The following is a 23,671-nucleotide window of genomic DNA, read 5'->3' as shown; positions in this document are numbered from 1 at the left end:
GACAATGTGTTTCAATGAAACTAACGGAAGAATCTCGAAGTTGATGTCCATGATAAAAGCATTGCCAATTAACCTCTCCAACCTACAGAAAACAGTACTCCAACAAATAGTGAGAGGGACAACAAACCCCTATCGCCTTGTTAGACGAGCCAAGCTAATCTTAGCCGCAGCATCAGGAGAGAGCAATAGTTCGATTAGTCGAAGATTAGAATTAGACCGAGTACAAGTGCGTCAGTGGCGATCGCGATGGTTTGAGGAGAGAGAAAAACTGAGTGCCGCCGAAGAACAACAGGTAACGGAGAAAGCATTAATGGTCTTGATCAAAGGAATTTTAAGCGATCGCCCAAGACCTGGAACAACAAAATCCTTTACGGTCGAACAAGTAGTCCAGATTGTAGCGATCGCTTGTGAAGAATGTGAAAAATCAGACAGACCAGTGAGCCATTGGACACCTTTAGAGTTGGCGGATGAAGCCATAAAAAGAGGAATTGTCGAAAAGATTTCCCCCCGTAGTGTGGGGCGTTTTTTAAAAAGAAGCGACATTACAACCACATCTCATTCGTTACTGGTTAAATGCCAAAATTGATGATCCCTTAAAATTTAAAAAGCAAGTCAAATATATCTGTGAACTTCATCAAGAAGCTAAAACTTTGTTAGAACAAGGAATTCATTTAATTAGTACAGATGAAATGACAGGGATTCAAGCTCTTGAGAGATTATTTCCGAACAAAAGAATCAAGCCTAAACAAGTAGAAAAAATCGAATTTGAATATGAAAGACACGGAACTTTAAGCTTGATTGCGAACTGGGATGTGGCAAGAGGAAAAGTTGTTAGTCCCTCTATTGGACCGACAAGAACAGAACAAGATTTTTCTGAACATATCCAGAGAACGATTAAGATTGATGAAAAAGCAGAATGGATTTTTATTGTAGATCAACTCAACACTCATAAATCGGAAAGCTTAGTCAAATTAGTAGCAGAAAGCTGTGGAATTACTATTGATTTGGGGAGAAAAGGAAAGGAGAGGATTTTGCAATCTATGGACAGCAGAGCAGATTTTTTATCAGATGAATCTCATCGAATTCGCTTTGTTTATATTCCCAAACATACATCGTGGCTTAATCAAATTGAGTGTTGGTTTTCGATCTTAGTCCGGCGTTTACTCAAAAGAATTACTGTCCGTTCAACTGAAGAACTATCCCAAAAAATTCTCAATTTTATTGATTACTTTAATCAACATTTTGCTAAGCCGTTCGTTTGGAAATTTAAGGGCTTTAAAGATCATAAGTGACTGGTGGATTATTTTTGCTAAGCTGCACTACTCAAGTTAGCACCAGTTAAATTTGCTCCGTATAGAGACGCTCCAGTTAAGTTCGCCCCCCTGAGATCGGCTCCAGCTAAATTGGCTTGAGAAAGATTAGCTCCGGCTAAATTAGCCCCAATTAAAGAGGCTCCCCTGAGATCCGCCATAACTAACCCTGAACCGGTTAAGTCACAAAGTTGACATTGTTTTGTAGACAATAATTGGCTTAAATGGGCTAAATTTTCGGCTCTAACGGGTAAAATAAACCCAAAGGTTGTGAACAAGGCAGTTAGACTAATAGAAGTGATTTTTATCATGGCTTTTAAATGGACTTATATCAACAACAGGCTTTAGCATTCTATTATGACGAATTTCTTGAAATTCGACCGCCACATAGACCCTCAGAAAATAGTACAATCTATAATAACAATTAACATTTGAGATAACGATGGCAGCTAACGTTGAAATTTACACTTGGAGTACCTGTCCCTTTTGTATTCGGGCAAAAGCTTTATTAGACAAAAAAGGGGTAAACTATACTGAATACTGTATAGATGGGGATGAAGACGCAAGGGAGATAATGGCTGAACGAGCCAACGGAAAACGGAGTTTACCCCAAATTTTCATCAACGATGGTCATGTTGGAGGTTGTAACGAGTTATATGATACAGAATTAGCAGGGGAACTTGATAGCTTGTTGGAGCAGTCAGTCGCCTCTTGACAAAAAATAGTTTCTCGCCTCCCTTTCCAAGGGGATAAACAGAACAATATTCCTTATATGAAACTTGCTTTTATTATCGATCCCATAGCTAAACTTGATCCTGGCCATGATAGCACTGTGGCTATGATGGAAGCAGCACAAATTTTAGGTCATGAAGTTTGGATCACAGAAGTTCATCAACTCAGTGTCATTGATGGGAAAGCCTTGGCTATTCTCTCTCAAGTTCAGTTAGTTCCTGTTACTTTAAAAGAGGGAAAATGGCTTAGTGTCCCTCAATGGTATGAGTTGTCTTCTCCTGAGTTAAGGTGTCTAGAAGACATGGACGCTGTGTTTATGCGGAAAGACCCCCCAGTGACCATTCGTTATCTCTATGCCACTTATATTTTAGAGTTAATTAATCCAGAAAAAACCCTAGTTATTAATTCTCCTCAAGGACTACGAGAAGCTAACGAGAAGATGTATACCTTACAATTCTACTCGGTTATGCCAGAAACCGTTGTTAGTCAAGATAAGGATATTATTCGTAGGTTTGTTGAGGAAAAAAAACAAGCTGTGCTTAAACCCTTGGGAGGAAAAGCAGGAGAAGGAATTTTATTTTTAGAAACGGGCGATCGAAACTTTAATTCTATAATTGAAGTTAGTACCCATCAAGGTCAAGAACCAGTCATGATCCAGCGATTTTTACCGGAAGCGAAAAACGGAGATAAACGAATTATCCTCTTAGATGGTAAACCCATTGGGGCAGTTAATCGAGTGCCTACAGGTCAAGAATTTCGCGGTAATATGGCTGTTGGGGGACGGGTTGAAAAAGCAGAGTTGACCCCCAGAGAATATAATATCTGTGAAATTGTTGGGCCACAATTGAGTGAAAATGGCTTATATTTTGTGGGTATTGATGTCATTGGTGGTTATTTAACAGAAGTCAATGTTACCAGTCCCACAGGAATAAGAGAAATTGATCTTCTCGATAGCAAAAATTTAGGTCAAGAAGTCATCCAATGGTTATCTAAAGTTAGATTGAAGGGATAATTAAGCCTAAAGCTAGTAACAAGCCACTGAAAAAGTGCAGTCTAACTGCAATAAATTTGCAATTACTAACTCGATCAGGCTGAGCATGATTTTGGTTAACATGACTGACTAATTGATACGCAAGAGGAATACTCAAAAATGTTAGAAAAGTCCAAATAGAAAAGATTCCCAGTAAAGAAAATAAGACAATCAAAGCAAAGAATAAAATGGTTGTTACCATTAAGACTTGAGAGCCTAATTGAGTTCCTAAACGAACAATAGGAGAACGTTTCCCTGCTGCTAAATCATCTTCAACTTGATGAAAATGAGAACAAAAAAGAATAATAGATGTGCTAATTCCGATCAGGGTTCCTGGGGCTAAAATTGACCAAGAAAATTCCTGAGTTTGAGAATAATAAGCAGCAGCGATCGCCATTGGACCAAAAGTGAAAAAACAAATAAGTTCCCCCAAACCTTGGTAACCTAAACGAAAAGGAGGCCCCTGATAGGTGTAGCCCAAAACACAACAAAGTAGTATAATGGATAAGACGGTTATATCTTGTTGCAACCAAGCGATTAACAAAATACCTAAAACTCCTAAACTTAAAAAACCATTAGCCAACCATAACATTAAGGCTTTATTTCCTGTTAAATTAACAAGAGAATGGGCTTTATTTTTATCAATTCCTGTGTCAGCATCAAAAACATCATTGCTAATATTTAGCCAAGCAATAATCAAAATAGCTGAGGTTAGGAAAATTCCCAAGATTTTGGGGTCAAATATTGCGTTTTGTCCAAAAGCCGTTGCAGTTCCTACTGTAATTGGTATAACGGCGACGCTATACATAGGGGGTTTAATGGCAGCAAGCCACAATTTTCCTTTTGATGGGGGTACACTTGATGTTGTGGTCATAAGATGTCTGGTTGGGTTCAATCAAAGTTATGGATAATATACAAGACATACCATCAATATTGGGCTAAAGTGAAACAAATTATAAATAACTTTACGATGTCTGTTGCTACGCCAATCATTCCTGAGACTACAAAGCTCAGGTATAATCAACATAATCTTGAACAACTATTTCTGTCTCATCAAGCAAACTTTGGAGGGGACAAAATCAATCAACTATTGTTAGTTTATATCAGATAATTCCTGAAGTTGATACATTATCTGTATTAGAATGTTTAACCTCTGAAAATAATAGTGATTTATCTCAGAATGAAACTTATTTTTACTGGGAAAATAAGGCTAATCGTGAAGCAATATTAGGGTATGGTATGACTGAATCTTGTCAACTAAATATAGAGAGTAGATTTAGAGATTCAAAAAAATTTGTCAACAATTGTTTTCAGAAATTAACTAAAGTTAATCACGATGATTCATCGACTTCTTCCCCTCATGTTTTTTGTGGATTTACCTTTTTTTCTGAAACTAATCAACTAAAATTTCCCTTTCCCTCAGCTTTTGCATTTTTACCTAAGCTGGAAATTATCAAACAAAAAGAGAAGCAAATATTAATATTAAACCTTTTAATAGATTATCAGACAGATATTAAGAAATTAGTCCATCAAACTATGGCTAATCTTAAATTGATCACTAAAATTAAAACCTATCAAAATCTTGATAAGCCCATTAAAATACCTGTTAACTTAATGAATAAGTACGAAATAGGACAGGGTTTTAAATCATCGGTGGCTTCAGTCTTAGAATCAATTGAAGCCAATGACTTTAAAAAGTTAGTGTTGGCTAGTGCTTTAGATTTAAGCAGCTTTCATGATATCTCAATTATTAATTGCTTAAGAAATTTACGAAATAATCATCCCGATTGCTATATTTTTGCTATTAATAATGGCGAAAATAATTGTTTTCTTGGGGCTAGTCCAGAACGTTTAATAAGCCTAAAAAATAACCAATTATTAAGCGATGCCTTAGCTGGTTCCATTGCCAGGGGAAACACCAAAAGAGAAGATTATTATCTAGCCCAACACCTTTTAAAAAGTAGTAAAGAAAGACGGGAACACCAAGTTGTAATTGAATTTATTGTACAACGTTTAATAAGTTTAGGATTAAGTCCACAAATTTCCCCTTTAAAAGTGTTAAAGTTATCTAATATACAACACCTTTGGACTCCTATTTACACACAGTTAAGTCCTAATATTCACCCGTTGGAAGTGGTTGCTGAATTACATCCCACTCCTGCTGTGTCTGGTTTCCCTACAGAAGTCACTTGTCAGGAAATTAAACGCTATGAAAGCTTTGAGAGAGGGTTTTATGCTGCCCCTTTGGGTTGGATTGATTACAATGGGAATAGTGAGTTTATCGTTGGTATTCGCTCTGCCTTAATTTCGGGTAATCAAGCTAGACTGTACGCAGGAGCCGGAATTGTGGAGGGATCGGAACCAGACAAAGAATTAGCAGAAATTCAGTTAAAATTCCAAGGATTACTCAAAGCTTTATCTTATTGCTAAAATATAAAACTTTTAGGGTTAATGTTATATTATGCTTATGTTGTGCTTAATACTAGCTTTAAAATATAACCCTCTATAACCTATGTTAATCGATAGAAACCTCTCCAAATATATCGTCTTCTCTGAAGACAGTATCCTTAACGCCTTAAAAAAGATTAGTGATAATAAAAGTCGCATCATCTTCTCTGTCACCGAGTCAGGAGTTTTAGAAGGTGTGTTAACAGATGGTGACTTGCGACGATGGTTAGTCGAACAAAATACCATCGATCTCAATCAAGCAGTTTCCCATATTAGTAATAAGCGGTTTAAATACGCTTCTTTTGAAGAAGATCCCGAAAAAATTAATAGTTATTTTTCTGAACAAATTGAGTTTATTCCCCTTCTCGATGATAATGATCGCCTAGTGGCCATCGCCGGAAAACGTCCCAATGAAATTAAGATTGGTGACTTTATTATTAATAACGAGTCTCCCACCTTTATTATTGCAGAAATTGGTAACAATCATAACGGTAGTTTAGACTTAGCTAAAAAGTTAATTGATCAAGCGATCGCTGCCGGGGCAAATTGTGCTAAATTTCAACTTAGAAGCCTCAAGTCTCTATATCATAATGCCGGAAATGCTGACGATGCTAGTGAAGATTTAGGCTCACAATATACTCTAGATTTATTGTCCCGGTTTCAACTTTCTGACGAAGAAATGTTACAAGCTTTTGATTATTGTAAGCAGAAAGGTATTTTACCTTTATGTACTCCTTGGGACTTAGATAGTTTGAATATTCTCGAAAATTACGGCATGGTTGGTTATAAAGTTGCTTCGGCTGATTTAACTAATCATGAACTCTTGAAAGCCTTAGCAAAGACTGGAAAACCCTTAATTTGTTCTACGGGAATGTCCACAGAAGCAGAAATTAGTGAATCGGTTAAACTATTACAGAAACTAGGGGCAATGTATGTCTTATTACACTGTAATTCCACCTATCCAGCACCCTTTAAAGATGTTAACCTAAACTATATTAACCGCTTAAAAGAATTAGGGGATTGCCCTGTGGGATACTCCGGTCATGAACGGGGTATAAATATTGCGATCGCAGCAGTTTCTAAGGGAGCAAAAGTAATAGAAAAACACTTTACCTTAGATAAATCAATGGAAGGAAATGACCATAAAGTTAGCCTCTTACCTGAAGAATTTAAGTCTATGGTGGAGGGAGTAAGACAAGTAGAAGAAGCATTGGGAACTGCTTCAGAAAGGCAGTTAAGTCAAGGAGAATTAATGAATAGAGAAACTCTAGCCAAGAGTTTAATTATTAACTGCGACTTACAACCAGGAGAAGTTATAACTGAAGCTATGATCGAGGTTAAAAGTCCAGGGAAAGGTTTACAACCTAATCGGAGAAAAGAATTAATTGGGAAGAAAGCTAAAAGACCTTTGAAAATCGGCGATTTCTTTTTTGCTAGTGATTTAGAAGAAGCCCAAATTACCGCTAAAAACTATAAATTTAATCGTCCTTGGGGCTTACCAGTTCGCTATCATGATTTTACAAAATTATTGATAAAATCTAACCCCGATTTGTTAGAATTTCATCTCAGTTATAAGGACTTAGAACAGGATATTAAGCAATATTTTGATAATACTTATGACCTTGATTTTGTAGTCCATAGTCCAGAATTATTTGCAGGTGATCATGTTTTAGATTTATGTTCCTTGGACGAAGACTATCGTAACCATTCTATCCAAGAATTACAGCGAGTTATCGATATTACTCGACAACTAAAACCCTACTTCAAAAAAGCGTCACGCCCCCTAATTGTTACCAATATTGGTGGCTTCACCTTGGACGAACCATTACCCATTAACCAACGGCAAAAGTATTATGAATTACTGTTAGATAGTTTATCCAAATTAGACCAAGAAGGTGTTGAAATTATACCCCAAACTATGCCACCTTTTCCCTGGCATTTTGGTGGACAAATATATCATAATCTTTTTGTTGCTCCTCAAGATATTGCCGAGTTTTGTTCTCAGCATAATTATCGAATTTGTTTAGATATATCTCATTCAAAATTAGCCTGTAATCATCATAATTTTTCGTTTAAAGAGTTCGTTGAAAAAGTAGGTTTTTATACAGCACATTTGCACATAGCAGATGCAGAAGGATTAGACGGAGAAGGATTACAAATAGAAAACGGTGATATTGATTTTCCGGCCTTAGCAGAAGACTTAAAGAAAACTGCCCCAAATGCTTCTTTTATACCTGAAATTTGGCAGGGACATAAAAACGAAGGAGAGGGATTTTGGCTTGCATTAGAACGCTTAGAAATCTTTTTTTAGTACATCATAGTAGGGTGGGTTAGACGGCAATGTACAATGTACATTGACCTCTCCTTAAAAGTGAGAGGATTGTTAATTGTTAATATAGGTTATAACAAGAACATAACAATCCTTCGTAACCCACCATTTTAGTGATAAGATTTATGCTAAACTAGGATAGAATAGTTAATTTAACTCAATAAGTTTAAATAATCAAATGTTAGGCAACTTTCAACAAAGTCAATTACGTATTGCCGTTCCTGGAGATCATGATTTGATTCGAGATAGTTTATTAAACAGCAATAACTTAAAAAAATGGTTGATTCCTCAAACTTTATCTTCCGATGTTCCCGATACATTAACCACAGGGTCAAACTTTACTAGTAACCTGGGATTAGTCACCGTTAAACATCACGTTGAGATTGCCAATGACAACTGTTTAAGGATGATTTTACAACAAGGAATCGATGGTTATCATGAATGGTTATGGGGTGACGGTTGGGTACAATCTCGTTTAGAAGGGATTTCTTTATTACCCCTTAATTTAGGTCAAACTTTTAGCTTATTAAAATTACGATTGTTTCTAATGAGTCAGACAGAAGATAAAGAATCAAGTGAAAGTGAAACTGTTTGAGTTAATAATTAACAATCATATATTCCCATAATATCTATGACCTTTGAAGAGAAAAAGTAATGTAAAAAATACTTGCTTTTTCTTGACTTGACATGGTATTATATACCTAATGGAAAAGGTGTGCGCCTGTAATAACCTTTTCAAAGGTAATAATGCTCAAACTTCCAACAGTAAAGTGAACCCAGGTAAGACATTTTCCCCTGATAAAGAGACAGGAAGGCATAAAGTTTCTGTTTGTTGTTTAGGCCGATAAATTTCGACGGTGTTATCTTGAGGATTAATTAACCAACCTAAGTTTAAACCTGCGTCGATATATTCTAGCATTTTGTCTTGTAGAGGTTGTAAGCGATCGCTGGGGGAACGTAACTCGATCACAAAGTCGGGACAAATAGGAGGAAACTTCTGTTTTTCTGTGGGGGTTAAGGTATCCCATCGAGCTTGAGATATCCAAGCAACATCGGGGGAACGTTTTCCCCCATTGGGTAAATCAAACACTGTGGATGAACTAAATACTAACCCTAGTTTACTTTGATAATTCCAGAGACTAACCTGAAAGTTTAAATCAGCTTCTTTGTTTCCTGTTTCTCCTCCCACTGGTGACATAATAATTAATTCTCCATCACGACTTAATTCTAAAGGTAACTCCGGGTTAACTTGACAGAGTTGATAAAATTCCTCTGAGGTTAATTTAATAATCGGTTTTAAGTCTAATACAGTTGTCATGTTTAATTTCCTACTGCTTTAACCCTATGATATCTATTCTGTTTTAAGAGAAGAATTAATGTAAACAATGCTTGCTTTTTCTTGACTTGACATGGTATTACATACATAATGGAAAAGGTGTGCGCCTGTAATAACCTTTTCAAAGGTAATAATGCTCAAACTTCCAACAGTAAAGTGAACCCAGGTAAGACATTTTCCCCTGATAAAGAGACAGGAAGGGATAAATTTTCTGTTTGTTGTTCAGGCCGATAAATTTCGACGGTGTTATCTTGAGGATTAATTAACCAACCTAAGCGCAGGCCAGCGTCTAGGTATTCCAGCATTTTGTCTTGTAGAGGTTGTAAGCGATCGCTGGGGGAACGTAACTCGATCACAAAGTCGGGACAAATAGGAGGAAACTTTTGTTTTTCTGTGGGGGTTAAGGTATCCCATCGAGCTTGAGATATCCAAGCAACATCGGGGGAACGTTTTCCTCCATTGGGTAAATCAAACACGGTGGATGAACTAAACACTAACCCTAGTTTGCTCTGACGGTTCCAAAAAATCACATCTGCAATTAAATTTGCTTCTTGATTACCACTTTCTCCTCCCACTGGTGACATAATAATTAATTCTCCATCACGACTTAATTCTAAAGGTAACTCCGGGTTAACTTGACAGAGTTGATAAAATTCCTCTGAGGTTAATTTAATAATCGGTTTTAAGTCTAATACAGTTGTCATAGTTCAATTATTACTGCTTCACCTCTATGATATCTATTCTGTTTGCAGAAAAATTAATGTCAAAAATGCTTGCTTTTGCTTGACTTGGCATGGTATTATATATACGGTGGAAAAAGCTTGCGCCTACGGTATATCGGTAAGTAAAGCTGTAGAGAAGAAAAAAAACAGCACATTAAAACATTGTGAGAATCTTAAGAAGTGAAGTAACAGGATGATAGGTTGAGCTTAAAACAGCTTAAGGGAAACGCAACTCATGGCCGATCTTGTTGTCTACTTCAAACGTCCTAACTTTTGGAGAGAAAGCGTCAATATTTATTACTGGAATACCCAACCCAAGTCATCTAGTGTTGAATGGCCGGGGGTTGCTATGACAGAAGAAGGTGATAACTGGTATAGTTATCGTTTTTCAGGAATAGAAGAAGCCAGCTTTTTGTTTAATGATGGTAATAGAAGACAAACCGGAGACTTTTGGAGGGATCAAGATGGGTGGTTTATGCAGGATAGCTGGTACGATCGCCACCCTGACACAGAAGCAACTCCTTTAGTAGTCCATTTTAAACGGCCTGCTTCCTGGGAGAAAAACATTAACATCTACTATTGGGAGACTCGTCCCTCTTCCCAGTCAGTATCATGGCCTGGGGTTGCGATGACAGCAGAAGGCAATGACTGGTATCGTTACGAGTTTGCAGAAGCAGAAACAGCCAAGTTTCTCATTAACGATGGAAGTTGGAGACAAACAAAAGACTTAACCAGGAGTAGAGAAGGATGGTATTTAAAAGATAGTTGGTCCGATCAAAACCCACAACGGCCAGCACTTCCTGTGATCATTGCCACACCGAAAGGAGCAACTTATCAACAGTCCCAGCTTATCACCCTTTCCAGTAACAACGATGACGATGCTATCTACTATACAACAGATGGCAGTCAACCCACCGTTAACTCAACCTTATACGAGCAACCTATCTCCATTGAAGCTAACACAACTCTGCGTTGTTTAGGACGTAATGCACTGGGAGAAATAGGTGCTATTTTTGAATTTATTTATACTACCGATCCTAATGCAGACTTCAGAAAACCGAGGATAACTACCAGTGTCAACTCCGGGACTTATTTAGAAGCGATCGCACCCACATTTACTATTAAGGATGATCGAGAAGCAGCAGTGGTTGCTTACTATACCAACGATGGCACAGAACCCACTAGAAATGGCAACATATATATTAGGGGTAATGCTATCAATGGTTTAACTGGGCCGAAAATGATCCTCGACAAGACAACTAATGTGAGGTTTTTGGTTATTGATGGTGCAGGAAATGAAACCTACGCTGATTTTTATTACAATGTGGGGGATAATGTCGAAGCCAGAGACTTTAGGGAAGAGACTATCTATTTTCTGCTGACGACAAGGTTTTATGATGGTGATCCCAGTAACAACTTTTTCTGTCGCGATCGCATTAAATTTAATAACAGAGGAGAAGCAGAAGATCCTCATTGGAGAGGGGACTTTAAAGGGTTAATCCAAAAATTGGACTATATCAAAGACTTAGGGTTTACCGCTATCTGGATAACTCCTCCGGTGGAAAATAGAAGTGGTTTAGATTATCATGGCTATCATGCTTATGACTGGACACAGATCGATGCCCGTTTAGAGTCTCCCGACGCAACCTATCAAGACTTAATCAACGAAGCACACGCAAGAGGTTTAAAAATCATTCAAGATGTGGTGGTAAACCATTCTTGTCAGTATGGGATCAGGGGAAAAGTTTGGATCGATCATCTTCCTGTGAAATATTATGTACCTCATGGACTACAACAGGGAAGGATCAAATATGGTCCCTATAAAGGAAACTTAGGCAACTATCAAAGCGAGTTTCGTGAAGATAATGATAACCCGGTGGCCCCTGACTGGTTTAAAGAGAGACAAACATCTGATCCCGAAGGAATGGTCCCTTTAGTTGATCCTGTGAGTGGAGAAACCGTTCCCAAAGAAGGTTATAACCCCAACCGCTTTTTTGGTATTGATGCCAATAATTTAGATCCTAACTGGTACCATCAAGACGGGTTTATGTCTGGAGGAGACTGGGAAAGTGTAGCTATCCAGACGAAACATTTGGCCGGTGATACTATCGATCTCGCGACAAGACGGGATAATGTCAAAGATTATCTGATCAATGCTATTTGTCAGTATTTAGATATGGGAGTAGACGCGCTACGTATTGATACAGTGAAGCACGTTGAGCGTAATAACTTACTGGAATATATCGATGCGTGGAAAGCACATAAACCCAGTTTATTTGTCTTTGGGGAAAACTTAGTTAAGGGGACAGGATGGGGTGATTTATTTGGGGATGATAATGCACCGTCGTTTTTACGGCCTTGGTGGTATACACGCTTAGGAGACGATCCCAAAGATCCCCACTCAGGAGGAGACTCTGGTTTCTCGGTGTTAGATTTTTCCCTATTTTCTACCTTTCGGGATAACCTTAGTCGGGGGAGTTTTAATGGTATTGGGGCTATATTAGCTAATGATTGGGTGTATGGAGATGCAACTACTTTAGTCACCTTCTTACAAAACCATGATGTTGGCCCCGATAATGATTTTCGCGATCGCTTCCGAGGCAATACAGAATGGGCCGCTGCTGCTTATAATTTGTTGTGGACGATCAGAGGTATTCCTTGTTTATATTATGGGGAAGAAATCGAGTTTATGAAGGGTAAACCCCAGGATATTATGGGCAATGATGATACCTTGGATCAGACAGGAAGAGCTTATTTTGGGGATCATTTAGAAGACGATACGATTCAAAAGACTCAAAGTCATCCTTTGTATCAACATATTAAACGCTTAAACATCATTCGTAGTCGTATTCCTGCGCTACAAAAAGCCCCCATGAGTCAAGTTAATGAGTGGGGTAGTGGGATGAGTTTCGTTAGGGAAGATCAAGGTAGTAATAGTTATGTTGTCGTCGGTTTAACCATCGGTGGCCAACAACAAATTACCATTAATGATGTCCACAACGGTACTTATCGTGATGCGGTGACGGGTAACAGTATTGATGTCAATAGCAACTCCATCAGTTTTGATGTTAAAGCTAACTCAGCCGGTATTTATGTCTTAAACGGAGAGGGCAAAATAGGAGAGGATGGGGTTTATTTGTGTTAATGGATAATTGTCATTCCGAGGAACGAGGAATCTCTTTAACCTCCTGACCATAATAGGTAGTGTCAAGAATAACAAATAACTTGTGTAGGGGCTTAATAATATTAAGCCCCTACACAAGTTATTTGTTCAACACGCCAAATTTTTATCTGTCTGTCAGAACTACTACTAGCTAAATACTTTCCATCTGGACTATATGCTACTGAATTAATGTTACTAGCATGGCCAGTCAGAGTCTGAATGACTTTTCCGGTAGCTACTTCCCAAGTACAAATAGGATGGCCTACATCCCACTTTTTAACCGTATCATCGAGCATCGAATCATGAGAAACTCTTGCGATATTACACCGTGCAGCTAAGTATTTTCCATCCGGACTATAGGATATTGAAGTTAATGAACTCAACCAACCAGAGAAACCAGTTAAAGTACGAATCGATTTTCCTGTTTTTACTTCCCATATTTTTACAGTGTTGTCCCAACTACCACTAGCTAAATATTTTCCATCTGGACTATACGCTACTGATACCACACTATCAGAATGACCTGTGAGAGTCCGAACCAATTTTCCTGTTTTTGCTTCCCATATTTTGATGGTATTCTCGCTCTCAGTAGCTAAATATTTTCCATCTAGACTATAAGCTACTAAGATAGAATAACCTTCAAAAGTGCGAATCAATTTTCCTGTGTTTACTTCCCGTATTTTTACAGGGTTTTCCCAATTACTAATGGCTAAATATTTTCCATCTGGACTATAAGCTATCGAATGAACTCCCTTAGAATGACCTTTGAGAGTACGAAGCAATTTTCCCGTTTTCACTTCCCATATTTTTATAGGGTTTTCAATAGTATCAAAATCAGGTTCCCTGTAAGTAGCTAAGTATCTACCATCTGGACTATAAGCTACTGAGCTAAAATCACCTTCAAAAGTACGAATCAATTTCCCTGTTTTTACTTCCCATATTTTGACAGTGTTGTCCCAACTACCACTAGCCAAATATTTTCCATCTGGACTATAAGCTACCGAATTAACGCTCTTAAAATGACCACGAATGGTTTTATCAAGAAAACGACTACTTCGTATATCAGAGGATAATAGTTTGAAATCATACAATAAATTTATAGGATAAGTAAAATTTTTTAAAATATTATATTTATATTTAAACAAAACATATCCTTCAACTAATATAAATGCCAATACACCGAAAATACTTGTTGAAATCAATCCTGTTTTAATTACTCTAACAAAAATATGTTCCTTCTTCTTAGGTGTTTTTTTCTTAATAACACCTTGAGACTTATTGGAAATAACTTGTGATGGTTTCTGTTTAACTGTTGGTTGAGGAATTTTAGCAATAACTTGAGGTTGCTTTTTAATCGGTTTGGGTGGTGGATTTATCTTTTTTTCAATTTCATCTAACTTTTCTAATATTACCCTAGTATTCTTCGGTCTATGCTTGGGGAATCTTTGCATTAAGTGATCAATTAAATCTAAAAATAATGGATCAATATCTTTTATTTCTCCCCTCCATTTAAACTCATCATTGAGTGCATCATATAAATCTGAGGGATGTTTTCCAGTTAATAAATGAACAAAAGTTCTTCCCAATGCAAAAAAATCTGATTGTACAACCGCTTGACCGTGTTGTTGTTCATTAGGAGTATAACCTGGTGAGTTAATACCTGTAATTGATTCTCCTTTCACTTTTTGATAATAGGTTTGAGTTTCTTCTCTTGCTGTTCCAAAATCAATCAAAACTAATTTGCCATTATTCCGCTTCATAATGTTAGCTGGTTTAATATCTCGATGAAACCAGTTTTGCTGATGAATCTTATCTAAAATTAATGTAACCTCTCTCAAGCAATTTAATGCTTGTTTTTGATGCAATTTATTATCTTTCTTAACCCACTTTTCTAAATCAATACCTTCTACCTTTTCCATCACTAAACAATAGAAAATTTTACCCTCTCTATTTTGATATTGAAAATAATCCTCTGCTTGAGGAATACCTGTTATATTTTGCTGAGTTAAAGATAATAAAACATCATATTCTCGTCTAAATAATTCTACTGCTTTTGTGTCATTATTCCATTTTTCTTGTAAGACTTTCAATATTTTAGAATTAAACCCTGCAAACGCTTCATAAATAATCCCAAAACCACTATTGTCACTCAATAAACGACTAACACGATACTTATTGTTTAACAGTAAAATTGAGCCACAACTGCCACAAAACTTAGTTTGAGTATTATTATTACTAGGATGATTAGGTTCCCGACAATAAGGATTAATACAATAACAATTTTTCATCTTAGTTAGTATTGGTTTTAAATAATAGTGATAAGTCAAACTTACACTTTGTAGGGTGGGTTAGGTCCAGGGTTGATTTTTATGAAAATGGCATAATTTTTTGTGTTTAATCTAACCCACTATTTTAAGTATTTAGTCTATTATACTTTTTGTTTTACAATGTCGGGAGAAACCTATTTCGTTTGATTTAGTTAATTCCATGTCAGTTTTTCTTAAGCTTAAATAGGAGCAAAGTCAGTGTATTGACGAACTTCTGGGGGATGGAATGCCAAGACAATATCATTTTTGGGGATACCTGCTGTTACTAAATCGTTAGCAACTCCATCTTCAGTGTTATCACATTGAATCCAAACTTTATCATCAACAATTTCGAGATGGACTAAACAACTGTGAAGATGCTCACTTTTATTCCATCCTTCAGAAATAATTAGATATTGGTCGTTTTCAACGTCAAATGCTGCACGGTTATGAACAGGAACATTAGAGTAAGTAATATTCCTATAGGGGGTTAAGGTTTGACAAATGATTTGACGATATTTTTCTAGTTTATCCATTGTGTAATCATCTCCGTTTCAGGGTCGAAAATAATAATTTTTAGATAGTCATCTGACAATAAAATTTGTCCAATTTCTTGACTAAATAAGCCATCAAAAATATCTTTTCTAATAGCTAAATAAAGAGTGCGTTCTGATAATTTTGATCGGAGAACTTTTTCATATAAAATATATTGTCCCAAGGCGTTTTTGAGGTCTTCTATTTCTGAAGTACCAATAAAACTCTTAACTTCTACAGCTATTTTTTTATCCTTTTTTTCAGCCACTAATAATTTATTAGCAGCTAAATCAATAAAAATGTCTTTCTTCCCAACTTTCAGGCTTAAGGGATCATCTGTGATTGTCCAACCATCCTTGATGAGAGCATTTTTAACTGTATCATGGTAAATATCTTTGGCTGGCATTATATAAGAGTTGATCCGTTAGTTATTAAATACACTCAAGAAGCCTAAGAACAAGCCTAATTTCAAATACTGCGGATATTGGTTACAATAAGGAGTATGACGTTGGCTTTCAGAGTCAATATACTAATATCATCATCTACTCCATTTTAACATATAGCAATCAGGTTTCAGTTATGAGAATTAATGTTGAAACTGATCCCCCCTAACCCCGACCCACCCCTACCCCCTCCCAGGAGGGGAACGGGAGGGGGAACTGAAGGGGGGATCTCGACAATCTCATGAACCATGACTGATTGCTATAGATAAAATTTTTTTTCTTTTTTTAACAAAATCCAACTCTTCGCTAAATGGTTTGGAGCATTTTTCACACTTAAATTGCCTTCTATTAACTCTTAAAAATACTGAAGTCAAATCTGACTTACATCATTAAGTTGTCAGAAATAAACCCTAATCACATAATTTCTTATCCCTATCATTAAGCTTAGAGTTATTCTTTAGATAGTCCCCAATCCAAATGCAATAGTAATTCCGTAGCCCTTCTATATCTAAGGTGATTTCTGATAAAGGAGATCCCTTACGATCCCCCCTAACCCCCCTTAAAAAGGGGGGAATAATTGGAAAAGCAGGTATATTCAAGTGTGGAAATCACCTTGTTTTAAGTCTGGTCTATGATCCCGAGAATATCCTTTCTTAATAAAAATTGGTCTTTCTTTAATAATTTTTTTTTCTTCCTGTTTCTCTTTATCTTCTTCCCTTTTATATTCTCCATCTAAATGAAATGATGTGGAATCTAAATGGGAGTATTTAAGGTCTATTTTAAATTTTTTAATTACTTCTAAAACTACTTCAATAAAAATATCATTTAGTCCATATTTATATAATTCATCCATTACTCTCCCAATTTTATCATCATTAAGGTAATCAGGTTTGATTCTTTCTCCTAACAATTTCTCAATGGCTTTATCTTGAAAAAACTGACTGAATAAATATAGAGGTCTTGAAACAAATCCTAGTGCAGCTTGGCGAAAGTAATCCACCAGATTTTTACAGAAAGTTTCGTGACTAGCCACGACAATGTGTTTCAATGAAACTAACGGAAGAATCTCGAAGTTGATGTCCATGATAAAAGCATTGCCAATTAACCTCTCCAACCTACAGAAAACAGTACTCCAACAAATAGTGAGAGGGACAACAAACCCCTATCGCCTTGTTAGACGAGCCAAGCTAATCTTAGCCGCAGCATCAGGAGAGAGCAATAGTTCGATTAGTCGAAGATTAGAATTAGACCGAGTACAAGTGCGTCAGTGGCGATCGCGATGGTTTGAGGAGAGAGAAAAACTGAGTGCAGCCGAAGAACAACAGGTAACGGAGAAAGCATTAATGGTCTTGATCAAAGGAATTTTAAGCGATCGCCCAAGACCTGGAACAACAAAATCCTTTACGGTCGAACAAGTAGTCCAGATTGTAGCGATCGCTTGTGAAGAATGTGAAAAATCAGACAGACCAGTGAGCCATTGGACACCTTCAGAGTTGGCGGATGAAGCCATAAAAAGAGGAATTGTCGAAAAGATTTCCCCCCGTAGTGTGGGGCGTTTTTTAAAAAGAAGCGACATTACAACCACATCTCGTTCGTTACTGGTTAAATGCCAAAATTGATGATCCCTTAAAATTTAAAAAGCAAGTCAAATATATCTGTGAACTTCATCAAGAAGCTAAAACTTTGTTAGAACAAGGAATTCATTTAATTAGTACAGATGAAATGACAGGGATTCAAGCTCTTGAGAGATTATTTCCGAACAAAAGAATCAAGCCTAAACAAGTAGAAAAAATCGAATTTGAATATGAAAGACACGGAACTTTAAGCTTGATTGCGAACTGGGATGTGGCAAGAGGAAAAGTTGTTAGTCCCTCTATTGGACCGACAAGAACAGAACAAGATTTTTCTGAACATATCCAGAGAACGATTAAGATTGATGAAAAAGCAGAATGAATTTTTATTGTAGATCAACTCAACACTCATAAATCGGAAAGCTTAGTCAAATTAGTAGCAGAAAGCTGTGAAATTACTATTGATTTGGGGAGAAAAGGAAAGGAGGGGATTTTGCAATCTATGGACAGCAGAGCAGATTTTTTATCAGATGAATCTCATCGAATTCGCTTTGTTTATATTCCCAAACATACATCGTGGCTTAATCAAATTGAGTGTTGGTTTTCGATCTTAGTCAGGCGTTTACTCAAAAGAATTACTGTCCGTTCAACTGAAGAACTATCCCAAAAAATTCTCAACTTTATTGATTACTTTAATCAACATTTTGCTAAGCCGTTCGTTTGGAAATTTAAGGGCTTTAAAGATCATAAGTGACTGGTGGATTATTTTTGCTAAGCTGCACTAGAGACAACCATTCGTATTCCTTCTTTAACTCAGGTATAAGTTTTTTAATCTCATATCCTGACAAGCCTTTTCCAGTATCTACATAAGTTTGGTTCATCAAGTTAAGGCAATGATTCCACAGCCAACGGGCATTACCAAAGCTTTGCTCTAGTGACTGCTTTTGTTCTGTATTTGGATATAGCCTGATTTTGACGACCTTGAGCATATTAGAGTAAACTGGGTTTTGTATAAATTATGATAACACATATTTGGAAAATGTGGACGCTACGCGGTTAATTTATTGCTCGAAATTCATGAGGTTGCTCAAATGATTTGTCGTTGCACGGCAAATCATTTGAGCAACCGTCCCACGCCGAAACGTGGTTTTTTATAGTGTTTACGGCGTGGGGCTTCTTCCGAGATTTAAGCTAAAAGGGATAAGCTTTGAAAATCCTTACTCTTTCCCTGTGACTGAAAGGGTAAGGATTCTAAATGTTATTGTTGAAGAAATTAACAACTTCTTAGGTGTTTATTTAGTAAAAATAAGATTGAAAACTTCCATGAAAGTACCCCCATAATCAATTTAAGATCATGGGGGAGATTATCAATACAACCATTACCAATGGGTTGACTAACTAAAGGCTTTTTTCGTCAATTACCTTATCAATCAGGCCATATTCTTTGGCTTCTTCAGCAGACATAAAATAATCTCGGTCAGTATCTTTTTCGATCTTTTCGAGAGACTGTCCACATTGATCTGCTAACAGTTGATTCAACTGGGCGCGAATACGAAGAATTTCATTGGCTTCGATCTCAATATCCGTCGCTTGTCGTCTTCCTCCGGTTCCCCCCAGAGGTTGGTGAATCATAATTCTGGCGTGGGGTAGGGCTAAACGCTTTCCAGGGGTTCCTGCGGCCAATAAAAATGACCCCATAGACGCAGCCAAACCAACACAGATGGTAATGACCTCAGATTTTATGTACTGCATGGTATCGTAAATGGCCATACCCGCAGTCACAGAACCCCCAGGGGAGTTTATATAGAGATAAATGGGTTTATTGGGATCGTCGGAATCAAGATATAACAGTAAAGCAACAATACGGTTAGCGATACCATCGCTTACTTCTTGACCGAGGAAAATGATTCTTTCTTGGCCTAAACGAGTATAGATATCAATCCATCGTTCGTATTGACTACCAGGAAGACGATAAGGAACACTAGGAACACCAATAGGCATAAGCTTAACTCAAAGTAAAAGTAAATAAGGTGAGTTCGGAGTTAGGGGTTCGCAGTTCGGAGTTAAATGATTTTTTGCGAGAATATAATCTTTATCACCCACCACTTGGTCTGACTCCCAACTTATTGTGAACTCGGGGTAAACAGTAATTAACCAACAGGACTTAAGGCTTTAGGAAGTTCTTTTGTACTTTCTAAGACGCGATCAATTAACCCATATTCTTTGGCTTTTGCGGGGGTTAAATAGAAAGTGCGATCGATATCTTTGGCAATTTTTTCAGCAGTTTGTCCGGTATTTTCGGCCAATATTGTTAACATGGTCTGCTTATTTTGCAAAACCTCTTTAGCGCGAATTTGAATATCTGTTGCTTGACCTTGCGCGCCGGAACGGTTTTGATTAAGGACGATGGTAGCATGGGGAAGACTGGCACGACAGCCCTTTGTACCAGCAGATAAGATCATGGCTGCGGTTCCCATGGCCTGACCAATACAAATGGTATGGATGGGGGGTTTAATGTAGTTCATGGTATCGCAAATGGCAAAGGCTTCAGTTTCAAAACCAATGGCATCCCCTGTGTACCAAGATGTCCCCGTAGAGTTGATGTAGAAATAAATGGGTTTCTCGGGGTTATCGAACTGTAAATAGAGCAATTGAGCGATAATCAGTTGAGTAACGTCAATACCAACTTGTTGTTTAATTTCATCTGAAGAGAACAGAGGTAATCCTAAATAGATGATACGCTCTTTTAGTAGTAAGGATTCTAAATCTGGTGGGGGAGTACGAAAATTAGTATCTCCGTAATAACCAGCTTGAACGGCTTTAATCTCCATTGGTCGGTTGTTTTGGCTAGATGGATGACGAGCAATAATCACTCTGACTTTGATTTTAACGAATTATTAGGAGTATTCCCCAAAAAAAAGCTGCTCAATGATCCAATTTCACAATCATGAGCAGAAATATTAGAGACGGAAAAACTTGATTTTGAGGAATTTGTCGGGAAAAAGGACTCAGTATCACCTAATTTGTAGGTTTCTGTTAGGAACTAAATCCTTGAATGGTCAGTTTAAGCATCATGGGTTATTCTGAAACGGTAGCATGATGAGTATGAGGCATTAAAGAGCTTTGGCTCATCCGAGTTAACAACTCATGGAGAATAGCTTTACGAGTTTCTGGATCTAGCACATCTTGAGCGTACTCACAAGGACAGTTAACCATTAATTCTACTTCTGTGTTCTCTGGTAAGTCGTAAGGACTGTTAGGGATAAATGTGCCGTTGCGATAGGTAGCTTTTACTTTCTTGAACATGATTCTATACTGAGTAGGTTTTTATTATGAGTTTTGGCTCTCAATAATTCTCCTAAGTTTCGATTTCTCCGAGGAACCCTAGAAAAAATGCGCTATTGCCTTTGCTCTTAACTTAATTTTCATTGATTTGACTCGATGACGCAATAATACGAGTCACTTGTGGGATGTGATATACCTCACCTATTTTACCATTTGGATTGTCTGTATCATTGTCTGGCAATAATGCTTTAATCGGTAGTATGGTGACGTTCTCCCGCCGTTAACCGCTTAGGCGGTATAACGGGGGCTTCTAAAATAGAGATAGCTGAACATACTCTTTTTCAGAAGTTTCCTGCTTTACAGGCTGTCCATCGACTAAGCCTCCACAGGCAGACAGGATGAGACCCACCCCGTGCATTTGCAATGCCTTATTAAGAACATTAACTGCGGCGTTTTCATCCCTGTCCATCGTCAAATTACATCTCGGACATTCATGTAATCTAACTGATAGTGTTTTCGGGACTTTATGACCACAGCTTGAGCAATTTACTGTCGTTCCATGAGGACTAACCTTAACAAACCAGACACCGCGTTTTACCGCCACTGCTTCTAGTTTTATTAAGAAATTTCCCCAAGCGACATCTAAAATGCTCTTCGCTAATTTAGTTCTAGCTAACCCTTTGATGTTTAAGTCTTCACAAGCGATAAAATCATAATTATTTACCAACAAATGTGCTGTTTTGTAGTGCCAATCTTTTCGATGGCGTTGAATTTTCTGATGAGTTAAAGCTATTCTTTTTTGTTGTTTATCATAGTTTTTTGAACCCTTAACTTTTCTGGCTAATTTACGTTGCTGCCGAGCTAAATGATTTTGGAGGGTTAGATAAATCTTTTTAACGGCAACTGTTTCTCCTTTACTGGTCGTTAAAAACTCTTTCAATCCCACATCAATTCCCACTGCTGATTTGATATTCTCTATGGGTATAATATTGGGAATATTATCATCTTCTGCCGTTAAGCAAACATAATATCCATCAGCTTTTTTGACAATTGTAGCGGTTTTTAGCTTAAAACCATCAGGAATTGGGCGATGAACGACTACGGGTATAGCCCCCCATTTCTTTGTCCAGATACAATTGGATGAGAATTTAATAACAGCTTTCGGATGATTAACTCTGGAAAAACTAAAAGACCTTAATTGACCAGCTTTCTTAAATCTAGGTCGTCCTCCTCTCTTTCCTTTTTTATCGGGTATTAGCCATCTTTTCCAGGCTTTATCCAATCTTTGAAGGTTCATTTGTTGAACTTCGCAGTAGATATTCTTATAGTCAGGGAAAAGAATTTTTGTCTGTTTTAAATCTGATTGTTGAGTGTAATAATTAACTTGTTCTGTTATTTCTCCTATAGGTTCACTAATTAAATTACATCTATCAATGGCACAGCGAGTCCGTCTTAACCAGTCCAAACGTTGCCCCAGTGCATAGTTCCAGTGACGACGCAGGAGTTCTAGCCACTGTTCAAATGACTGTGCTTGGTTTGAGTTTGGCTTGATTCGGTACTCATAAGTAAGTATCATAATAATATTATTGTAACAGTTATCGTTGTTAATGAACAATAGTTATAGTAAAGAAAATAGGTCGGTTTATTTACTTACCGTACATATTGTCTTAGTGACTAAATATCGCAGAAAAGTCATAACGAACGATCTTCTGTCTCGTTTGCAACGAATCTTCACAGATACTTGCAGTAAATGGGACTGTCGATTAGTAGAATTTAATGGTGAAACTGATCATGTTCATCTACTTGTTGAGTTCAATCCTAAAGTTCAATTAAGTAAATTTATTGCTAATTTAAAAACTGTTTCATCTCGTTTAATCAGGAAAGATTACTCAGAACATTTAACTAAATTTTATGGACAAAAATCTGTATTCTGGACTGGTTCTTATTTTGTTGCTACTTGTGGTGGTGTAACTATTGAACAACTTAAACAATATGTTGAAAAACAACAATCTCCTGCTCTTTAAGGACTCCCTACGGTCGGTTTATTTGTTGGTCGGTAATTCCCCTCCCGCTAACATCTGTATAGCGGGAGACCCCTTACCGACATTTAAGTTGGATGATGATAATGGAAATGATAACGGACGTTGACCCCTACAGTATCAAAAATATAAAATTATGAATATCAAGGTGATTGTCTGGCAAGAAGAAGATGTTTGGTGTGCTAAAGTACCTGCTTTGTCTGGTTGTCATACTTGGGCAGAGAATTATGATGATTTGATGGTTATGGTAAAAGAGGCCATAGAAGGTTGGTTAGAAGTTGCTCATGAAAAAGAATTACCTGAGCAAAAAGATAATGAGCAATTGGTGGAAATCTCTTTATGAAGTCAATTTCAGGAAAAAAATTATGTAACGTTCATGAAAAATGTGACCAGGCTCATTCAGTGCGAAAAAAATCGGGGCGG

At 37.2% G+C, this 23,671-nt stretch carries 21 protein-coding genes and 4 pseudogenes; 12 read left to right on the top strand and 13 right to left on the bottom strand.

The features are described from left to right. Positions 1–4: 4 nt before the first annotated feature. Positions 5–586: a helix-turn-helix domain-containing protein gene (locus CWATDRAFT_RS07145; RefSeq protein ID WP_007304373.1), complete on the top strand. Its 582-nt coding sequence runs from the start codon at positions 5–7 to the stop codon at positions 584–586. Positions 587–650: 64 nt separating this feature from the next. Beyond that, positions 651–1,292 (top strand): transposase, encoded by a 642-nt coding sequence (locus CWATDRAFT_RS07140; protein WP_007304372.1) that lies wholly within the window; start codon positions 651–653, stop codon positions 1,290–1,292. 23 nt (positions 1,293–1,315) lie between these two features. On the opposite strand, the pseudogene CWATDRAFT_RS07135 reads toward CWATDRAFT_RS07140, so the two are convergent. Next, positions 1,316–1,621: pseudogene (locus CWATDRAFT_RS07135) on the bottom strand (pentapeptide repeat-containing protein); the annotation flags it as partial. Between the two features lie 131 nt (positions 1,622–1,752). Between CWATDRAFT_RS07135 and grxC the strand changes: the two are divergent. Further along, positions 1,753–2,025, top strand: coding sequence for a glutaredoxin 3 (gene grxC, locus CWATDRAFT_RS07130; RefSeq protein WP_007304370.1), 273 nt, complete (start codon positions 1,753–1,755; stop codon positions 2,023–2,025). A 57-nt stretch (positions 2,026–2,082) separates the two neighbouring features. Continuing rightward, the gene (gene gshB / locus CWATDRAFT_RS07125) at positions 2,083–3,054 is read left to right on the top strand and encodes a glutathione synthase (protein WP_007304369.1); all 972 of its coding nucleotides are present in this window, start codon (positions 2,083–2,085) and stop codon (positions 3,052–3,054) included. Here the strand turns inward: gshB and menA are convergent. Beyond that, positions 3,038–3,946 carry a 2-carboxy-1,4-naphthoquinone phytyltransferase gene (menA, locus tag CWATDRAFT_RS07120; RefSeq protein WP_007304368.1) on the bottom strand — a complete coding sequence of 303 codons (909 nt, stop codon included), beginning with the start codon at positions 3,944–3,946 and terminating at the stop codon, positions 3,038–3,040. The two genes, gshB and menA, sit on opposite strands and share 17 nt — an antisense overlap. Positions 3,947–4,311: 365 nt before the next feature. Here menA and CWATDRAFT_RS07110 point away from each other — a divergent pair, with 365 nt between their 5' ends. The 3 genes from CWATDRAFT_RS07110 to CWATDRAFT_RS07100 all read left to right on the top strand — a co-directional run bounded on the left by CWATDRAFT_RS07110 (position 4,312) and on the right by CWATDRAFT_RS07100 (position 8,444). Continuing rightward, entirely contained in the window at positions 4,312–5,502 is a 1,191-nt protein-coding gene (locus CWATDRAFT_RS07110; RefSeq protein ID WP_007304367.1) for an isochorismate synthase, read from the top strand. A gap of 82 nt (positions 5,503–5,584) precedes the next feature. Beyond that, positions 5,585–7,831, top strand: coding sequence for an N-acetylneuraminate synthase family protein (locus CWATDRAFT_RS07105; RefSeq protein ID WP_007304366.1), 2,247 nt, complete (start codon positions 5,585–5,587; stop codon positions 7,829–7,831). 196 nt (positions 7,832–8,027) lie between these two features. Continuing rightward, positions 8,028–8,444 carry a hypothetical protein gene (locus tag CWATDRAFT_RS07100; protein WP_007304365.1) on the top strand — a complete coding sequence of 139 codons (417 nt, stop codon included), beginning with the start codon at positions 8,028–8,030 and terminating at the stop codon, positions 8,442–8,444. 156 nt (positions 8,445–8,600) lie between these two features. Here the strand turns inward: CWATDRAFT_RS07100 and CWATDRAFT_RS07095 are convergent, their stop codons facing one another. Together CWATDRAFT_RS07095 and CWATDRAFT_RS07090 are read right to left on the bottom strand one after the other, a co-directional pair. Further along, positions 8,601–9,167: a Uma2 family endonuclease gene (locus CWATDRAFT_RS07095; protein WP_007304364.1), complete on the bottom strand. Its 567-nt coding sequence runs from the start codon at positions 9,165–9,167 to the stop codon at positions 8,601–8,603. Positions 9,168–9,322: 155 nt separating this feature from the next. Then, positions 9,323–9,889, bottom strand: a complete 567-nt coding sequence (locus tag CWATDRAFT_RS07090; RefSeq protein ID WP_007304363.1) for a Uma2 family endonuclease — start codon at positions 9,887–9,889, stop codon at positions 9,323–9,325. 253 nt (positions 9,890–10,142) lie between these two features. Between CWATDRAFT_RS07090 and CWATDRAFT_RS07085 the strand changes: the two genes are divergently transcribed. Beyond that, positions 10,143–13,052 carry a starch-binding protein gene (locus tag CWATDRAFT_RS07085; protein ID WP_007304362.1) on the top strand — a complete coding sequence of 970 codons (2,910 nt, stop codon included), beginning with the start codon at positions 10,143–10,145 and terminating at the stop codon, positions 13,050–13,052. A 101-nt stretch (positions 13,053–13,153) separates the two neighbouring features. On the opposite strand, the gene CWATDRAFT_RS07080 is transcribed toward CWATDRAFT_RS07085, so the two are convergent. The 4 genes and pseudogenes from CWATDRAFT_RS07080 to CWATDRAFT_RS07060 all read right to left on the bottom strand — a co-directional run. Beyond that, complete coding sequence (locus tag CWATDRAFT_RS07080) at positions 13,154–15,358, bottom strand: serine/threonine-protein kinase (protein ID WP_007304361.1); 2,205 nt, start codon at positions 15,356–15,358, stop codon at positions 13,154–13,156. Positions 15,359–15,576: 218 nt separating this feature from the next. Then, positions 15,577–15,912: a XisI protein gene (locus CWATDRAFT_RS07075; RefSeq protein ID WP_007304360.1), complete on the bottom strand. Its 336-nt coding sequence runs from the start codon at positions 15,910–15,912 to the stop codon at positions 15,577–15,579. After that, positions 15,900–16,316 carry an element excision factor XisH family protein gene (locus CWATDRAFT_RS07070; RefSeq protein ID WP_007304359.1) on the bottom strand — a complete coding sequence of 139 codons (417 nt, stop codon included), beginning with the start codon at positions 16,314–16,316 and terminating at the stop codon, positions 15,900–15,902. The genes CWATDRAFT_RS07075 and CWATDRAFT_RS07070 overlap by 13 nt, the downstream gene beginning before the upstream one ends. Positions 16,317–16,966: 650 nt before the next feature. Further along, positions 16,967–17,329: pseudogene (locus tag CWATDRAFT_RS07060) on the bottom strand (DUF4277 domain-containing protein); the annotation flags it as partial. Positions 17,330–17,390: 61 nt separating this feature from the next. Between CWATDRAFT_RS07060 and CWATDRAFT_RS07055 the strand changes: the two are divergent. After that, positions 17,391–17,972: a helix-turn-helix domain-containing protein gene (locus tag CWATDRAFT_RS07055; protein WP_007303150.1), complete on the top strand. Its 582-nt coding sequence runs from the start codon at positions 17,391–17,393 to the stop codon at positions 17,970–17,972. 64 nt (positions 17,973–18,036) lie between these two features. Next, a pseudogene (locus tag CWATDRAFT_RS07050) lies at positions 18,037–18,678 on the top strand (transposase). Positions 18,679–18,706: 28 nt separating this feature from the next. On the opposite strand, the pseudogene CWATDRAFT_RS07045 reads toward CWATDRAFT_RS07050, so the two are convergent. The 5 genes and pseudogenes from CWATDRAFT_RS07045 to CWATDRAFT_RS07025 all read right to left on the bottom strand — a co-directional run. Next, positions 18,707–18,913 (bottom strand): annotated as a pseudogene (locus CWATDRAFT_RS07045) (helix-turn-helix domain-containing protein); the annotation flags it as partial. 409 nt (positions 18,914–19,322) lie between these two features. After that, positions 19,323–19,925, bottom strand: coding sequence for an ATP-dependent Clp protease proteolytic subunit (locus CWATDRAFT_RS07040; RefSeq protein WP_007304356.1), 603 nt, complete (start codon positions 19,923–19,925; stop codon positions 19,323–19,325). Between the two features lie 149 nt (positions 19,926–20,074). Beyond that, complete coding sequence (locus tag CWATDRAFT_RS07035) at positions 20,075–20,755, bottom strand: ATP-dependent Clp protease proteolytic subunit (RefSeq protein ID WP_007304355.1); 681 nt, start codon at positions 20,753–20,755, stop codon at positions 20,075–20,077. A 247-nt stretch (positions 20,756–21,002) separates the two neighbouring features. After that, a complete protein-coding gene (locus CWATDRAFT_RS07030) occupies positions 21,003–21,230 on the bottom strand; it encodes an antitoxin family protein (protein ID WP_042711299.1) in 228 nt (75 codons plus the stop codon). 289 nt (positions 21,231–21,519) lie between these two features. Next, positions 21,520–22,785: an RNA-guided endonuclease InsQ/TnpB family protein gene (locus CWATDRAFT_RS07025; protein WP_007304354.1), complete on the bottom strand. Its 1,266-nt coding sequence runs from the start codon at positions 22,783–22,785 to the stop codon at positions 21,520–21,522. A gap of 31 nt (positions 22,786–22,816) precedes the next feature. Between CWATDRAFT_RS07025 and tnpA the strand changes: the two genes are divergently transcribed. Together tnpA and CWATDRAFT_RS07015 are read left to right on the top strand one after the other, a co-directional pair. Next, the gene (tnpA, locus tag CWATDRAFT_RS07020; RefSeq protein ID WP_007304353.1) at positions 22,817–23,233 is read left to right on the top strand and encodes an IS200/IS605 family transposase; all 417 of its coding nucleotides are present in this window, start codon (positions 22,817–22,819) and stop codon (positions 23,231–23,233) included. A 151-nt stretch (positions 23,234–23,384) separates the two neighbouring features. Further along, on the top strand, positions 23,385–23,591 hold the full coding sequence (locus CWATDRAFT_RS07015; protein WP_007313013.1) for a type II toxin-antitoxin system HicB family antitoxin: 207 nt from the start codon (positions 23,385–23,387) through the stop codon (positions 23,589–23,591). Positions 23,592–23,671: the final 80 nt, after the last annotated feature.

The sequence above is a fragment of the Crocosphaera watsonii WH 8501 genome, from assembly GCF_000167195.1.
Taxonomy (GTDB): domain Bacteria; phylum Cyanobacteriota; class Cyanobacteriia; order Cyanobacteriales; family Microcystaceae; genus Crocosphaera; species Crocosphaera watsonii.
The sequence above is the reverse complement of the archived record's forward strand: the minus strand, read 5'-3'. Positions and strand labels throughout refer to the sequence as shown.

Excerpts from the sequence above, each read along its gene's own strand:
- CWATDRAFT_RS07145 (WP_007304373.1), top strand. The coding sequence starts at position 5 with ATGTGTTTCAATGAAACTAACGGAAGAATCTCGAAGTTGATGTCCATG.
- grxC (WP_007304370.1), top strand. The coding sequence starts at position 1,753 with ATGGCAGCTAACGTTGAAATTTACACTTGGAGTACCTGTCCCTTTTGT.
- gshB (WP_007304369.1), top strand. The coding sequence starts at position 2,083 with ATGAAACTTGCTTTTATTATCGATCCCATAGCTAAACTTGATCCTGGC.
- menA (WP_007304368.1), bottom strand. The coding sequence starts at position 3,946 with ATGACCACAACATCAAGTGTACCCCCATCAAAAGGAAAATTGTGGCTT.
- CWATDRAFT_RS07110 (WP_007304367.1), top strand. The coding sequence starts at position 4,312 with ATGACTGAATCTTGTCAACTAAATATAGAGAGTAGATTTAGAGATTCA.
- CWATDRAFT_RS07105 (WP_007304366.1), top strand. The coding sequence starts at position 5,585 with ATGTTAATCGATAGAAACCTCTCCAAATATATCGTCTTCTCTGAAGAC.
- CWATDRAFT_RS07100 (WP_007304365.1), top strand. The coding sequence starts at position 8,028 with ATGTTAGGCAACTTTCAACAAAGTCAATTACGTATTGCCGTTCCTGGA.
- CWATDRAFT_RS07095 (WP_007304364.1), bottom strand. The coding sequence starts at position 9,167 with ATGACAACTGTATTAGACTTAAAACCGATTATTAAATTAACCTCAGAG.
- CWATDRAFT_RS07090 (WP_007304363.1), bottom strand. The coding sequence starts at position 9,889 with ATGACAACTGTATTAGACTTAAAACCGATTATTAAATTAACCTCAGAG.
- CWATDRAFT_RS07085 (WP_007304362.1), top strand. The coding sequence starts at position 10,143 with ATGGCCGATCTTGTTGTCTACTTCAAACGTCCTAACTTTTGGAGAGAA.
- CWATDRAFT_RS07080 (WP_007304361.1), bottom strand. The coding sequence starts at position 15,358 with ATGAAAAATTGTTATTGTATTAATCCTTATTGTCGGGAACCTAATCAT.
- CWATDRAFT_RS07075 (WP_007304360.1), bottom strand. The coding sequence starts at position 15,912 with ATGGATAAACTAGAAAAATATCGTCAAATCATTTGTCAAACCTTAACC.
- CWATDRAFT_RS07070 (WP_007304359.1), bottom strand. The coding sequence starts at position 16,316 with ATGCCAGCCAAAGATATTTACCATGATACAGTTAAAAATGCTCTCATC.
- CWATDRAFT_RS07055 (WP_007303150.1), top strand. The coding sequence starts at position 17,391 with ATGTGTTTCAATGAAACTAACGGAAGAATCTCGAAGTTGATGTCCATG.
- CWATDRAFT_RS07040 (WP_007304356.1), bottom strand. The coding sequence starts at position 19,925 with ATGCCTATTGGTGTTCCTAGTGTTCCTTATCGTCTTCCTGGTAGTCAA.
- CWATDRAFT_RS07035 (WP_007304355.1), bottom strand. The coding sequence starts at position 20,755 with ATGGAGATTAAAGCCGTTCAAGCTGGTTATTACGGAGATACTAATTTT.
- CWATDRAFT_RS07030 (WP_042711299.1), bottom strand. The coding sequence starts at position 21,230 with ATGTTCAAGAAAGTAAAAGCTACCTATCGCAACGGCACATTTATCCCT.
- CWATDRAFT_RS07025 (WP_007304354.1), bottom strand. The coding sequence starts at position 22,785 with ATGATACTTACTTATGAGTACCGAATCAAGCCAAACTCAAACCAAGCA.
- tnpA (WP_007304353.1), top strand. The coding sequence starts at position 22,817 with ATGAACAATAGTTATAGTAAAGAAAATAGGTCGGTTTATTTACTTACC.
- CWATDRAFT_RS07015 (WP_007313013.1), top strand. The coding sequence starts at position 23,385 with ATGAATATCAAGGTGATTGTCTGGCAAGAAGAAGATGTTTGGTGTGCT.